The following is a 15,942-nucleotide window of genomic DNA, read 5'->3' on the forward strand; positions in this document are numbered from 1 at the left end:
AGATGAAAGCAAATTATAAATGTAGTAATTGGCTGCTATTAAGTAGTTTGGTTCTAATGTTAATACAGTATTCTTGTCAACAAGAGGATCTATTGATATATGAGGCTAAAAAGTCGGATGTTGTAATGTCTTTAAAGGAAGGGAGTGCTAGTATTCAAAACGTAACATTGGAGAATGCTGGAACTTTATCGGAAAGAGTAACCGATGTCACCTCTATAAAGGAACTGACTATTGTTGGACCAATAAATGGAACAGATATAAATTGTATTCGATCGATGAACAATTTGAAAGTGCTAAATTTAGAAAATGCGGATATTGTTGCGGGAGGAGAAAAATATGGTATTTACTCTTGGTCTTCAAGTGATCCTCAAAGTACTGAGAATAATAAAATTACAAGAAATCTGTTTGAATCTTCCCCTTGTGAGAAAATAGTTATACCTAAGAGCGTAACATCAATTGATCAAGGAGGATTTATAGCTAGCAAGATTACTTCTATGGAAATACCAGAGAATGTCACGAGTATGGGAGGGCATGTATTTACATATTGTCCAAATCTGAGGTCTATAACTTTTTTAGCTGATCTTAAGTCCATTCCTTCTGATACATTTCAAGGATGTGAAAGCTTGATATCTGTGACGTTGCCTAAGTCTTTAGTTGAAATAGAGAGTAGCGCTTTCCGGGGATGTTCTAAATTAGAATCAATCTCACTACCCGAAGGTTTGGAAAGCATAGGCTCTGACGCTTTTTTTGCCTGTCCAATCTCATCAGTCATAATTCCAAGTACGGTTAAAAATATTGGTGGAGGTGCCTTCAATGATACAAAGCTAGAATATATCAAAGTTCCTGCTTCTGTAGTAAGCGTAGGTACATATGCCTTTGAATCGACTACTATGCGATATGTATTTTGGGATAGTTCAATGGATATTATATCAGATATGTTTGATGATAGAATGTCGCCAAATTGTATTGTTTATTTAAGTAAAGATGTTAAGGTGCCTGCTAAATGGAATAATATAGTTTACAATGGTGTTGCGGAAAAAATAGTTCTTACGGCAGATGAGGCTAAGCCATTTTATTGCCCTAAAAAGTTTAAAGCTAAAAAGATAATGTATACACATGATTTTAAACAAATAACAGGACAAGGAGAGTCAGCCGGTTGGGAAACTATAGTATTACCGTTTAATGTACAAAAAGTAATACATGAAGATGGTAGGATTTTAGCTCCATTCAATAGTGAAATAAAGAACGCCAAACCTTTTTGGTTACGTGCTTTGACTAAAAAAGGATTTGAAAATGTGACTTCTTTAAATGCGAATACTCCATATATTATTGCTATGCCAAATAATGGTGCCTATGAAGAGCAATATTGTGTAAATGGTAAGGTTGTTTTTGAAGCGGAAGATAATATTAATGGAGTTGATATTTTAGAGACTCCTAATGAAATAAAAAGTGAAGGACCTTCTTTTTTGCTAACAGGTACTTATAATGCTATTTTATCAAATAGTACGATTTATCTAATCAATAAAAATGATAACTCCAATGGATTTAAAGCAGGAAGTGTTTTTATTAGAGGGCTTCGAGATGTCGATCCTTTCGAGTGTTTTGTTAGTCCAAATGGACTATCTACAAAAAGTATTATATCAATAAATGAGGTTGTAAGAACTAAAACGTTTAATAGTTTGCTAAGAAATGGAAAAAAGCTTAAACCTTCTATTTTAGATCTATAAAAAAGCTGTTATATGAGAAGCATTGTAATATACATATTTTTTCTTGTAGGAATACACGTTAGCGTTTTAGCCCAAGAGATCCAAGTTAAATCTTTCCAGAAACTGGGGCGTGATTTAGAGGCACGTACGCAACCTCGTTTGGATTTGAACGATAATCCTTGTTCGATCATAAAGGTGGTCACTACTGGCGAGGATTTCCAGTTTGAGGGAAACACCATTGGAGATCCGGTTTATAGGAAAGGAGAAGTGGTTGTATATATGACCGAAAAAAGCCGTCGTCTTACCATCAAACATGAGAAATATGGGGTCATACGTTATGAGTTTCCACAATCAATCGGGAAGCAAGAAGTATATGAGCTTGTGGTGAAGCTTGTGGAAGATAAAAATAATAAACTGAGAACCTTGGTCATGCCAAATCTAAGTTATGGCTCTTCTCGTTTGTCTTACGGGATAATGATTGGTATTGTTAAAAAGACAGGAGGTTACATTAAGGTGAAATCGGATTTCGGTTCTATCTCGTCTGAAAAAGAGGTCGATAAAAATACTGTGGATACTTATTGGTATAATGGCAATAAACAATATAGTCGTTTGGCGATAACAGGAGGTCTGCTGCAGCGTGTATTGACCCCTCTTTATTTGTATGTAGGTGCGGGGTATGGGTATAAGAATGTGGCTTGGCAAACAGTCGAAGATATTTGGGTGAAGAACAAGAAAATCTCGTATTCCGGACTAGAGGCCGAGGTAGGAGGAATTTATCGGATTAATAACTTAGCTATATCTTTAGGTATGCAAACAAACAGTTTTAAGATGTTTGAAGGGTGCTTGGGTATCGGTATCATGTTTTGAGCTTTTTGTTTAACAATCTAATTATCTAATAACACTTATCATTGGAATGTTGTCATAAGTGTTGTCAATAAAAGGGGAGGATGTTTGTGATAGATATCCTCCCTAATTTTATCTGTTTTGCAGGGTGTAATAGGCTTCTGAAGTGAATAACTAACGGCTTGTCGAGTGAATAACTAGCGGCTATACCTAGCCGCTAGCTTACGGCTTGGGAAGTGAATAACTAACCACTTGAGAAGCCTTTTGCGAGCGATTAAGTATGTTGTCTAAATAATTCATTTTCAGTCATAAGGTAAGTTTACTTACTTTTTCTGTCCGATTTTTCACCGCATAAGGAATTTACATTTCAAGTCGTAAATTATTTACTTCAGTAACGGATAGTGCCTACTAAGATTTGCTTATTTTCTGACATTTACATACAAGAGAGTCAATATATTCTAGCCATCCAATCCGCGAAAAAGTAGTCATATACCCTATAAAAGCCATCTTCCTGTGTTATCAAATCATTTTTCAACAGAGGTTTGACCGCAGATTGTACAGAACTGGCTGAGGGTAGCTTGTATTTTTTGATAAATGCTGATGACGTGAGACCTTCTGCTCTGCCCTCTTTGGCGATAGCTTGTAAAACAAGTTTTTGTTTGGGAGCAAGATTGGCAAGTAGATCCTTGTAACTACTTTCTTGTGTTAGAATCACATTCTTGCGGGCTATTTCTATCTTATCCATACTACAACGCTCACCCTCTTCGGTCAATGCGAAAAGTTCGTTCATTATCATTTGCACAAACCAAGTATAGCCATCGAACATCCGATAAACTTCTTCTATTACGGATTTGTCAATAAGCTTTCCCCTTTGCTCAAAAAGCCGGTTGGCGAACTCCACATAGATATGAATGGGTATTGGCTCAAGTCCTATACTAATAGCGCTTTGATAAAAAGGCTTGGAAGAGGAATTAAACATATTACTCATCAAATGGCGTTTACTGCCGGAGAAGATAAACATAGTCTGCTTGCATTGTTGAATCTTGGTTCGCAACAACGCTTCTACATTTTTCTCCTCATAGCCGCCAATTTGTTGGAACTCATCGATCGCCACGATACATGGTTTATCTGCGGTCTCTAGATAAGCGAAGATCTCATCAAGTGTTGTTTGTGGTGCTTGAATGTCTCCTAGCCCAATATCAAAACAAGGTTCTCCGGTTACCATATCCAGTTTAAAACCCGCACGCAATGAGGTTATGATTTGAAAGAACCGTTCCGTCCAAACCGTTTTCTTTGGCTTCAATTCGTCATAGATGGCTTTTCCTAATAGATATACGAACTCTGTTAATGAAGTAGTGGCATAAATATCCACAAAGAACGCATGATAATTTTTTTCTATCGATTCTTGATGAAAAAGATGTTGGATCAATCCGGTCTTACCCAAACGGCGTGGAGAAATCAATGCGACATTACGTCCGTTCTCAATCTGTTTAATCAAGAAGCTTGTCTCTCCCTCACGGTCACAAAAATATTTGTCTGATACATACCTACCCACGACAAAAGGATTCATCATTGCGATTGTCTCCATAATATAAATACATTTTATTGCAAATATAATAATTATATCCATAATAAAGAAAGGAAACGGTATGTTTCACTTGCACGTGTGGGAGTCCGTGGCAAATAATTTGATATATAGTGATTTAATTCGATTATTTATATATCTTCGCATTGTAGAAACCGTCGTTTCGGAAACAGCGGTTTCGGAACTGTGTATTATTGCCATGCGTAAAGATTAATCTTTAGTATCGAAAGAATGGAAAAACAATCATTTATCGCTCTAGTAAAGCGTTATTATCCTTGGATCTGCAGTATGGAGAAGGCTGCTTTTCGTATACATGATGATGTGAATCAGAAATATGATCATGTGTTGCCTTATGGATTTCATCTGAAAATGACGGTATCGTATGTCTCTCGCTACGGATATCTGGTAGCTGAGACCGAGGCGGATATACTGATATTGTATGCCTCTGCTTTTCTGCATGATACGATAGAAGATGCACGGATGACCTATAATGATGTCGTGAAATTCCTGAAAGAGTTCAAGGGGGGAGGCTTTGTCTTGCCGGAAGGCGTGAGACAGCACTTGGAAGACCAAGTTCCGGAAATCGTATACGCCTTAACGAATGAAAAAGGACGAAACCGGGGAGAACGGGCGAATGACCTGTATTATCAAGGAATACGGCAGACTAAATTCGCTTCTTTTATAAAAATGTGTGATCGGCTGGCGAATATCCAATATACGATGATGTTTGTTTTTGCGAACCGGATGTTGGATGTTTACCGTAAAGAGTATCCGGAATTTATCCGATCGATCAGTGAAGGTGCGGTTACACAGGTGCCGGATGTCATGAAGGAGGAAGCGGAACGTCTGTTAAATAGCGAATTGTATATTATATAGTCTTCTCGAATGTCTTTTTTTCAGAAATCCATACGGAGCGATGAAGATCTGCTCACCTCATTGAGGCAGGGGAGCGAGGATGCGTTTACTGTTATTTATGAGCGGTATCATAAATTATTGTATGTGTTGGCCTATAAATATTTGAAAAGTACATATTCTTCGGAAGATGCCGTACAGCAAGTTTTTCTGAAATTGTGGGAGGCACGTTCCCTACTGATGGTGAACGTGAATTTAAGGAACTATCTCTATACAATGCTAAAGAATCACGTATTAAATGAGATCCGGAATAATAATAGCGCCGTAGAGAAAAATTATGAGATCGTACAATCAGCGCCGGAATATGAGGATGAACTGCTTATAAAGATAGAGGAACAAGATATGATGTCTCATTTTTACCAAGCGATCGATCACTTGCCGGAGCAGAAACGCCAAGTCTGTCTGTATAAGCTGAAAGGGAATCTTTCTAATCAAGAAATCGCCGATAAGATGAATATCTCGGTCCCCACGGTAAAAACACATTATGCGCAAGCGATAAAAATACTGCGGGCACATTTCGAGAGACTATTTTTATTTCTTTTATATTTGTGGAACTCATCCTATTGATGGCTTTGCGTGTCAATTGATAAAAGAAAATGAATATGAAAATACCCGATCTATCGATCATAGAGAAAACGCTAAATAATGAGGCTACTTCCGAGGAGTCTTGTGAGGTTGTTCGTTGGTTTAAGACCCCGGAAGGACAGGCATGGCTTGCTGAGCGTATCGATCAGGATGAGAAAACGATTCATATGGGGGAGGAAGAGGCATGGATCGACCATCCGATACCCTCAGCCGTAATGTATCAGAATATTATGCGGCAACTCCGCCGACAAAAAATACGCCGTTTTATAGCGTATGCGGCTGCGGTCTTTATACCGATTGCTTTAATTATAGGACTTTTCATACGCATAAACTCACAAGTGGATTTGTTGGCGGATGGTGGGTATGACGAGGTGTACGTACCTAATGGGGAACGCATGCAGCTGCTTTTTCAAGATGGAAGTAAGGTCCATTTGAATTCGGGAAGCCGTATTCGTTATCCGAAAAAATTCGGTCTCTCCGAACGTAAGGTTTATTTGGAAGGAGAGGCTTGGTTCGAGGTCGCCAAGAACAAGAATCGGCCTTTTATCGTGGATCTTTCTTATATGGATATAAAAGTGTTGGGTACTACCTTTGATGTGAAAGCCTATCCGGAGGAAGAAGCTATATTCGTCGCTTTAGAGACAGGATCTATCGAGTTGAAATCAAGATCCTTCAAATCTTATCAATTACGCCCGGGAGAAAAAGCGGTTTATAACAAGGCTTCCGGACGTTGTGAGGTACTCCGTTCCCACGATGTCAAGATGTATTCGGCATGGAGACGTAATGTGCTCGTATTTAAGAGCGCCCCTTTATCGGACGTAATGAAAACATTGGCTCGAACTTATGATATATCCTTTGACGTGAAGGATTCTGCCGCTTTGCGATATACGTATACGATAACGACCGATAGCGTCAATTTGACCACGGTATTAAAAGAATTGGAAAAAATCACGCCTGTACTATTCGAGGAAAAAGGGGGTAAGATAGAAGTCCGGATGAAAAAATAAAAAAATTAGCTATAACGACTCATCCTTTTTGATTTGTCGTGTGTCTATTTGATAGGAGAGCAGGAAACAGAGTGTTAACCTTAAAATAGATATGCGTATGGATTCCTCATAAATAGATAACATAAGAACAGCCGAAAAGCTCCTACCCTTTTCGGCTGCCGGTCGTATTAAAAATAAATTTCTAATACCAACTATTAAAATCAATACAAATATATGAAAGAAAAGCAAGAAAGCCCTCGGCGTAGGTGCCTTTTAATATTAATTGAGAAAATACCGAATGCCATGAAGTTAACCTTTCTATTTTTAGTCATATCCTTGCTGAGTTTCACGGCTACCGCCTCGGCTCAGCGGGTTTCTATTGTGCTGGACAATGCGAAAGTGGAGAAAGTTTTGGCGGCTATTACAGATCAAACGGGTTTTAATGTCGCTTATAGTAAACAAGTTGTGGATGTAGATCGAAGGGTAAGTCTGAATTTTACTAATGCGGAACTTACCCAGGTCTTGGATAAATTGACGGAAGGAACGCTGTTGGGTTATGAGGTGAATGGCGGAAAAATTTATTTGTTTAACCGTATAGAGAATAAGCCGATTAATCAGCAGTCAAAAAAAATAACAGGTCAAGTAACAGATCAGAATGGAGAACCTATTATTGGAGCTAATGTTATAGTAAAAGGTTCTACCACTGGCACCATTACAGATTTAGATGGAAACTATAGTATAGAAGCCTCTTCTTCAGATATACTTTTAATCTCTTATATAGGTTATAATACCAAGGAGATTGCGGTGAAAAATCAATCAACAGTTGATATAAAGCTTGTGGAGGATACCCAGAACTTAGATGAAGTTGTTGTGGTTGGATATGGTGTACAAAAGAAAGTCAATTTGACAGGGGCTGTAGCTCAAGTTACAGCTAAAGAATTAGAAAATAGGCCAGTGTCGAATGCGACTCAGATATTGCAAGGAACCATGCCAAATGTAAATATTACCTTTTCTACGGGAGAACCGGGTGCGGGAGGTTCTATTAATGTTCGTGGACAGGCATCAATTAATGGAGGCGAACCATTGGTCTTGATCGATGGTGTTCCAGGCGATATCAACCGTGTGAACCCGAAAGATATTGAATCTGTGTCTGTGTTGAAAGATGCAGCCGCTTCGGCAGTATATGGTGCTCGCGGTGCGTTTGGTGTGATTTTGGTGACAACGAAGAGTGCGAAGGCTGGTAAGATGAGCGTTTCCTATGGAACTTTCTTTGCGACATCCAAGCCAACGGTTCGTACGGACTTTATGACTTCTGGATATGAGGCGGTTTCATTGTTGGATGAGGCTTTCCGTCGTGCCACGGGTAATACTTATACTCGTTATACGGATGAGGATATGGCTGAATTAGAGGCTCGCCGATATGATAAGACGGAAGACCCTTCCAGACCCTGGACGGTCGTGAAGAACGTGAACGGAAAAGATATCTATAACTATTATGGTAATTATGATTGGTGGAATACAGTGTTCAATTCTCACCAGCCCTCTCAATCTCATAGTATCAATTTATCCGGTGGTACAGAGAAGATCAATTTCTTACTCTCCGGTAATTTCTATACGAAAGATGGTATTATGAAGATTAATACGGATAAGTTTACCTCTTATAATTTCCGTAGTAAGATTAATGCGCAATTGTTCCCATTCTTGAAGGTAACGAACAATACCTCCTATTACGACAAGAATTACACCTATTATGGTCGCGAGGGTGGAGGCAATCCTAACTTTGTGTATGTAACGGTACATGCTTTACCCTGTTATGCACCAGTGAATCCAGATGGTACGGCTACTTATAATACGCTGAAAAATAATTATTCCATTGGTGATGGACTTTATGCGATGTTGTTGGATGGAGGAACAAAAGGAGAGAAAGGTATCCATGAGTTTACGACAACTACCAGTTTGGAATTTGATATTGCGAAACATATCAAATTGAATGCGGATTATACTTATTCGTTTTATATAGCGGACGATTGGTATCGATCTACGGTAGCGACTTACTCTATTGAGCCTGGTGTTGTGCAGGAAGTTCCTAATTATAATACGGATCAATTGAAGAAGACAATGTGGTTTGACCCGATGCATGTGGCGAATGTTTATGCTAATTACAATCAGGTGTTTGGGAAACATACGGTTGGTTTGACTGCGGGTGTAAACTATGAGAATAAGAAACATTCTCGTCTTTTCGCTTCCCGAAAGAATTTAATATCAGAATCGTTGAGTGATTTGGAATTGGCGACTGGAGATATGTTGGTTGGTGGAGGTGCGTACGATTATGCTTTGTTTGGTGCCTTTTTCCGTGCCAACTATGATTTTAATGATCGGTACTTGATAGAGGTGAATGGCCGCTATGACGGAACGTCTCGTTTTAAATCGGGTATGCGTTACGGCTTTTTCCCATCTGTATCCGCTGGATGGAGATTAAGCGAGGAATCTTTCTTTGAAAAGGCAAAAGATGTGGTAAATAACTTGAAGATCAGGGCTTCTTTTGGATCATTGGGTAATCAGGCAGTAAATTCAAGCAAGCCGAATTATTATCCTTATATCGAAACAATGAATACAAGCTTATCCAGTTGGTTGATAGATGGACAGAAGACGCAAAACGTAAGTTCGCCGAACCCGATTATCGACAACTTGACTTGGGAAAAGGCGACGACTGTAAACGTTGGTGTAGATCTTAGTTTCTTGAATAGTCGGTTGAACGTATCAGGTGATGCGTATGTACGTAATACGACAGATATGTTAGTACCAGGAAAGACGTTGCCAGCAGTATATGGAGCGGCTTCTCCACAACAGAATGCAGGAGATCTTCGAACCAAGGGATATGAGTTGGTGGTCAGTTGGAAAGATCAATTCGACTTGAAAGGAAAACCGTTCAATTATGGCGTATCGTTTGTACTAGGTGATGCGGTGTCTGAAATTACTCGTTATGACAATCCTAACAAGTTGTTGGCAAATCATTATGAAGGCAAGCGTTTTGGTGAGATTTGGGGATACCGGATCGATGGTTTCTTTAAGACAGACGAAGAAGCCGCAAACTGGAAGATTGATCAAAAGTTGGTAAATACACAGATTCAAAAGGCTCCGGGTGAATGGGGACATTTGCGTGCGGGTGACTTGAAGTTCCGTGATTTGAATGGTGATGGTGTGATTTCTCCGGGAAAGAAGACCGCTGATGATCCGGGTGATATGGAAATCATAGGAAACTCAGAGCCTCGCTATAATTATGGACTTAATTTGAATGCTAGTTGGAATGGTTTTGATGTCTCGGCTTTCTTCCAAGGCATCGGCCGTAGGGATTGGTATCCAAGCGCAAATGCGGATAAGTTCTGGGGACCCTATTCGCGTCCTTATTTCTCGTTTACTCCGAAGAATTTTAATGACTTGGTTTGGACTCCGGAGAATCCGGACGCATATTTCCCATTGTTGAGAGGATATACGGCATTGAATAGTGGTGGATGTTTGAGAGATCCGAATGACAAATATATTCAAAATATTGGTTATTTGCGTTTGAAGAACTTGGTTATTGGCTATACGCTTCCTGATCGTTGGATGAAAAAAGTCTTTGTGCAACATTGCCGTTTATATGTAAGTGGAGAGAATTTGCTTACGTGGACTCCGTTTGTTACAGATTATATTGATCCGGAGCAACCGGTGGCAGATAGTAACGGACGAAGCTATCCGATGTCAAAGACATTCTCTGTAGGTTTAGATATTACATTTTAACTAATAAATTAAAGACTTATTCGAAATGAAGAGATTACTTTATATAATAACGATAGGGCTTAGCTTGACGGCTTGTGATATGGATAAGTATCCGTTAGATGCTGTTTCTCCAGATACCTTTTTTGATACGGAAAACGATTTGCGGCTTTATTCTAATTCTTTTTATGACGCATTGCCCAGTGCTAGTGATATTTATGGTGAGGCAGTAGATAATATTATCAAGATGGATTTGGCAGATGAAATCCGCGGGACTCGGATCGTACCGACTAATGATGGAGGGTGGACATGGGAGGAATTAAGGAATATAAATTTCTATTTGGATAACTCCTCCAAATGTGTAGATGAGGCCGCTAGACTTCGTTATGATGCTTTGGCCCGTTTTTTCAGAGCCTACTTCTATTTTGACAAGGTGAAACGTTTTGGCGATGTACCTTGGTATGAACATGCCCTAAATGATAAAGATGAGGAGAGCTTGATGATGTCGCGTACATCTCGTACGGAGGTACTGGATCATATTTTGGCCGATATTGATAATGCGATTGCCTTTTTGCCTGAGGAGAAAAAGGTTAATGAGGTTACGCATTGGACGGCTTTGGCGTTGAAGGCACGTATCTGTTTGTATGAGGGTACTTTCCGGAAATATCACGATGAGTTTAATTTGCCAGATTACGAGCGTTTTCTGAATGAGGCGGTGAGTGCTGCGGACGAGTTGATGACAAAGAGCGGGTATAAGATTTATAGTATGGGAAAACCGGAAAGCGATTATCTGAACTTTTTTGCTTCGCACGAGGCTATTAAGGATGAGGTGATCCTTGCTCGTGGATATAGCGATGAGTTCCAAGTGTATCATAATCTCAATTATTATACAATGACTGCCTCTTTCGGTCGTCCGGGTTTGGAGAAACGACTCGTAAACAGTTATTTGATGCGTGACGGAAAACGTTTTACGGATCAACCGGGCTATGATACGATGTTTTTTACGGAAGAGATGAAAGGTAGAGATCCTCGTTTAAGCCAGACGGTACGTACGCCGGGATATACCCGAATTGGGGAGAACGAAACTTTGGTGCAGGAGTTTGGATCAACCGTGACTGGATATCAGATGATTAAATTCGTGACGGAACGTAAGTGGGATACGAATAATAAGGATATAAATGATATGCCTTTGTTTCGTTTTGCGGAAGCTTTATTGATTTATGCGGAAGCAAAGGCTGAGCTAGGTACATTGACACAAGCCGATTTGGATAAGTCGGTTAAGCTGCTTAGAGATCGGGTAGATATGCCTTCTATCAATATGGCGGAGGCTAACGCAAACCCGGATCCTTATTTGGAAAAACAATATCCGCATGTAAACGGTGGCAACAAGGGGGTGATCTTGGAGATCCGTCGGGAGCGTAGGATTGAGCTGGTGATGGAGAGCTTCCGTTGGGATGATATGATGCGCTGGAAAGAGGGTGCTACTTTTACGGAGCAGTTTAAGGGTATGTATTTCCCGAATATCGGTCCTTTTGATTTGGATGGAGATGGCAATATTGATGTCTGTATCTATGAAAATGAGAAACCTGATTTAGGAGGAAAAGGAATCCAGTATCTGAAACTGAATAGTGATGTTACGTTGGAACATGGAAATCATGGATGTATTGTGGTGAATCCTCATATCAAGAAGACTTGGGATGAGAAAAAGGATTATCTATATCCGATACCTATCCAGGAACGTTTGCTGAATACGAATTTGACACAGAATCCGGGTTGGAATGATGGTATATGATTGGAGGAATGGAAAGCGGGTTGTATTTTTACAACCCGTTAAAAAAGGATATAATATGAAAAGGTCAGTAGTGTTTGCAGCCTGTTTATGGGTGAGTTGTTTGTTTACGTTAAGCGCGCAGAAAACGACCATTGAGTCAAAGGAGGAGAATTCTCTTCGTGTGATGTCTTATAATGTGCGGAATTGCCGGGGTATGGATGAAGTGGTGGATTATCAGCGTGTGGCGGATATCATGAACCGGGTAGATCCGGATGTGATAGCTGTGCAGGAGTTGGATAGTGCGTCGGTTCGGAGTAATGGTGTTTTCGCACTGAAAGAGTTGGCGGATCGTACTCGTATGTATTATACTTATGGGCCTTCGATCGATTACCAAGGAGGAAAGTATGGTATTGGCATCTTGTCGAAGGAGAAACCTTTGAGCTATTGGATGTTGCCCCTTCCCGGCAGGGAAGAGCGGCGTTTGTTGTTGGTGGCAGAGTTTAAGGAGTATGTGATGTGTTGTTCGCATTTTTCATTGACGAAGGAGGATCAGGTGCTATCGGTTCCGATTATTCTTGATGCGTTGAAAGATATACGTAAACCTTTGTTCTTGGCGGGAGATATGAACTCTATCCAAGGTTCTCCTACTCAAAATGCCTTGCAAGAGAAGTTTATGCCATTGAACAATTACAAGGATAACACGATTCCGGGCCAGAGTCCGAACCGGTGTATCGATTTTATTTATGGATTTGATAATGGAAATCAATATTCTGTCTTACGTCGTCAGGTGCTTTATGACGAACCGATCGCCTCGGATCATTTGCCTCTTTTCGTAGATGTGCGATTGAAAGCGGGTGTGGCTGATATTTTCCGGACAAAACCTTATTTGCAGAATCCGCTGTCGAATGGGATTACGGTCTCTTGGTTTACGAATGTGCCTGTACATAGCTGGGTGGAGTATGGTACGGATCGTAATTTGGGAGAACGTGCGGAGACGATCGTTGACGGACAGGTTATTTGCAACAACAAGCATCATAAGGTTCGCTTGACAGGTCTTAAACCGGGAGAAACTTATTATTATCGGGTATGTTCCCGTGAAATAACACTATATGAGGCTTATAAGAAAGAATTTGGCGAAACCGCTTATTCGGATATTTATTCATTTACGATACCTACTTCGGTGGAGACGGATTTTACGGCTTTGATATTTAATGACTTGCATAAGAAAAACGAAGTGTTAGACCTGTTGGCAGATCAAATAGAAGGGATTGATTACGATTTTGTAATGTTTAATGGGGATTGTATAGATGATCCTAGAAACGAATCGGAAGTAGTTCATTTTCTTTCTTATTTGAATAAGAAGGTCAAGGCGGAAAATGTTCCTGTTTTTTATTTGCGGGGAAATCATGAAATACGAAATGCTTACTCGATTCAGTTAAGAGAGCTTTTTGATTACGTTGGTGATAAAACATATGGAGCTTTCAACTGGGGGGATACTCGTTTCGTTATCTTGGACTGTGGTGAGGATAAACCCGATTCAACTTGGGTATATTATGACTTGAATGATTTTGCGGGTTTACGTATGGAGCAAGTTGGTTTTTTAAAGGCTGAGCTATCAGGAAAAGCCTATAAAAAAGCGGCGAAGAAGGTCTTGATACATCATATCCCTCTTTATGGTATGTCTGAGAAAAGCTATCTTCCTTGTTTGGACTTGTGGGGGGGCTTGCTGGCTAAAGCTCCGTTCGATGTAAGTATAAATGCGCATACACATCGTTTCGCTTATTGGCCAAAAGGTTCCGTAGGAAATAATTTCCCAGTTGTGATAGGAGGGGGGAATCGACCGGAGAATGCGACCGTCATGATCTTGTCGAAAAAAGGGAAAGTTATGACACTGAAAGCCTTGAATACAAAAGGGGAGACTTTGCAGATAATTAATCTGTAATTGTCTTGTACAAGATTGGTAGAAACACGTACGTTACTCATAGGGTATTATGTACGTGTTTTTTCTTCTCAATCTCAAACAAATCATTACTTTTGTAGCGAACATTTAGGTTGATAAACAAGGTGGATGGAGTAATGGATGACTTGATAGACGATTTGTTTATTTTGAGATTGATAAGGGCAGGTGACCGGCTGGCCTTTAAGCATTTGTTTGAGTTATATTTCGCTCCCTTATGCCGTTTCGTTCATTTATATATAAAGAAGCCGGAAGCGGCGGAAGATATCGTATTGGATATATTCACTGGTTTCTGGGAAAAACGGGAGACATTGCAAATTCAAGTAACCATAAAAGCCTATCTTTTTCAGTCCGCACGAAATAGGGCCTTAAACTATCTGAGAGACAACGAGCATTTTGTCCCGACAAATGATTTCTCATCCCTAGAACGCTTTGAGAACGATGATACCTTAGAAACACGAGAATTACAACGTTTGATTCAAGAGGCTATTTTATCTCTTCCCCCAAAGTGCCAAGACATTTTCAACAAGAGCCGCATGGAGAACTTATCCAATAAGGATATAGCCGATCAAATGAATATCGGCGTAAAAGCTGTTGAGGGACATATCTCGCGAGCCTTGAAACATATCCGGGCTTACTTGGGAGATGCCTATCATTATTTGTGGTGATATTCTCTTTTCAACAAAAATACTAAAAAGCATGTAGGGTTATCCTCTTTTGAAGTGTCATACTATAAAAATGATGCTTTATGAATAAAGATATACCATGGCGATTCATTATCTCTCATTTGAAAGGCGATGTGGATGAAAAGGAGGAGAAGCTGTTCTGCGAATGGCTTCAAGAGGAAAGGAATACGCTCCTGTTCCGGGAACTTGAATCATTGTGGCGAGAGATTAGGGAGGAGACTTCGACCTATACGCCAGATACTGATTATTATTGGAGGCAAATGGAAAGCCGGATGTTGCGGAAGGATGAAAAGCCGAAATCTGTGCCATTGTGGAAGTTTTGGATGGCGGTATCTGTAGCTACAGTGTTATTGGTGCTTTCGCTCACTTTTTCTTTTTTATATAACAAGACGGAATATTGGACGGACTCTTCCTGCAAATTGTCTTATTCCTCTTTAAGTGGTAAATCCAAGATTATATTGCCGGATAGTAGCGTGGTTTGGCTAAACTCGGGTTCCTCTTTGCGATATGCGGTGAACTTCTTTGAGAATCGTGAGGTGGATTTAAGCGGGGAAGCCTTATTTGATGTGACAAAAGATAGTCGACATCCTTTTGTCGTATCAACTTCCGGGGTGAAAGTGAGGGTACATGGAACCCGCTTTAACGTAAACTCTTACTCAAAGGAGGAAAATATCTTGGTTACACTTTTCCAAGGTTCTGTATCCTTAGAGGCCGGAGGGCAAGAGGCTTATCTGCATCCGGGCGAGCGAGCCTCCGTGAGCAAGAAATACAGAACTTTGGATATAACCTCAGCCGATATGTTCTATGACTCATTCTGGGCAAGCGAGAGTGTGAGGTTTGAGGCGAAATCATTACGATACATCACCCGCTATCTGGAGAAATGGTATAACGTGAAGATTGAGGTAGATCCTTCCATTCCGGATTCGCAAGCCTATACCTTTACAATCAAGGATGAATCGCTGGAAGTGATCTTGCGGATCATGTCCCGTATCAATCCGATTTCCTATATGTTCGATGGGAATGATCACGTAAAAATAACACATGTCGAACCTTCTAAAAAATAATGCCTATGAGATAAACCGGATAATATGCAAGAAAAAGGCTTAAGCAGAAACTTAAGCCTTCCGGGAGAAATCCCTGATTCAAATTAAAATC

General features: G+C 40.1%; 11 protein-coding genes. 10 read left to right on the top strand and 1 reads right to left on the bottom strand.

The window, feature by feature from the left end; translation table 11 throughout:
* Positions 1–2 precede the first annotated feature (2 nt).
* Both DW033_RS10755 and DW033_RS10760 read left to right on the top strand, forming a co-directional pair.
* Positions 3–1,727 (top strand): leucine-rich repeat domain-containing protein, encoded by a 1,725-nt coding sequence (locus DW033_RS10755; protein WP_008773715.1) that lies wholly within the window; start codon positions 3–5, stop codon positions 1,725–1,727.
* 12 nt (positions 1,728–1,739) lie between these two features.
* On the top strand, positions 1,740–2,573 hold the full coding sequence (locus tag DW033_RS10760; RefSeq protein WP_008773714.1) for a hypothetical protein: 834 nt from the start codon (positions 1,740–1,742) through the stop codon (positions 2,571–2,573).
* A 424-nt stretch (positions 2,574–2,997) separates the two neighbouring features.
* Here the strand turns inward: DW033_RS10760 and DW033_RS10765 are convergent, their stop codons facing one another.
* Positions 2,998–4,137 (bottom strand): ATP-binding protein, encoded by a 1,140-nt coding sequence (locus tag DW033_RS10765; RefSeq protein ID WP_008779958.1) that lies wholly within the window; start codon positions 4,135–4,137, stop codon positions 2,998–3,000.
* Positions 4,138–4,365: 228 nt separating this feature from the next.
* Here DW033_RS10765 and DW033_RS10770 point away from each other — a divergent pair, with 228 nt between their 5' ends.
* The 8 genes from DW033_RS10770 (at position 4,366) to DW033_RS10805 (ending at position 15,851) form a co-directional block, all read left to right on the top strand.
* Complete coding sequence (locus tag DW033_RS10770; RefSeq protein WP_122382738.1) at positions 4,366–5,010, top strand: HD domain-containing protein; 645 nt, start codon at positions 4,366–4,368, stop codon at positions 5,008–5,010.
* Positions 5,011–5,019: 9 nt separating this feature from the next.
* Positions 5,020–5,613 carry an RNA polymerase sigma factor gene (locus DW033_RS10775; protein WP_005854082.1) on the top strand — a complete coding sequence of 198 codons (594 nt, stop codon included), beginning with the start codon at positions 5,020–5,022 and terminating at the stop codon, positions 5,611–5,613.
* Between the two features lie 35 nt (positions 5,614–5,648).
* On the top strand, positions 5,649–6,638 hold the full coding sequence (locus DW033_RS10780) for a FecR family protein (RefSeq protein WP_005867179.1): 990 nt from the start codon (positions 5,649–5,651) through the stop codon (positions 6,636–6,638).
* A gap of 213 nt (positions 6,639–6,851) precedes the next feature.
* Positions 6,852–10,397, top strand: coding sequence for a TonB-dependent receptor (locus tag DW033_RS10785; protein ID WP_122382739.1), 3,546 nt, complete (start codon positions 6,852–6,854; stop codon positions 10,395–10,397).
* A gap of 25 nt (positions 10,398–10,422) precedes the next feature.
* A complete protein-coding gene (locus tag DW033_RS10790) occupies positions 10,423–12,165 on the top strand; it encodes a RagB/SusD family nutrient uptake outer membrane protein (RefSeq protein ID WP_005867182.1) in 1,743 nt (580 codons plus the stop codon).
* Between the two features lie 55 nt (positions 12,166–12,220).
* The gene (locus DW033_RS10795) at positions 12,221–14,086 is read left to right on the top strand and encodes an endonuclease/exonuclease/phosphatase family protein (RefSeq protein WP_005867184.1); all 1,866 of its coding nucleotides are present in this window, start codon (positions 12,221–12,223) and stop codon (positions 14,084–14,086) included.
* Between the two features lie 134 nt (positions 14,087–14,220).
* Positions 14,221–14,769: an RNA polymerase sigma-70 factor gene (locus DW033_RS10800; protein WP_005867186.1), complete on the top strand. Its 549-nt coding sequence runs from the start codon at positions 14,221–14,223 to the stop codon at positions 14,767–14,769.
* Between the two features lie 80 nt (positions 14,770–14,849).
* Positions 14,850–15,851 carry a FecR family protein gene (locus tag DW033_RS10805; protein WP_005867187.1) on the top strand — a complete coding sequence of 334 codons (1,002 nt, stop codon included), beginning with the start codon at positions 14,850–14,852 and terminating at the stop codon, positions 15,849–15,851.
* Positions 15,852–15,942 lie beyond the last annotated feature (91 nt).

Source organism: Parabacteroides sp. AF39-10AC, assembly GCF_003635405.1.
In the GTDB taxonomy this organism is placed as follows: Bacteria; Bacteroidota; Bacteroidia; order Bacteroidales; family Tannerellaceae; genus Parabacteroides; species Parabacteroides distasonis.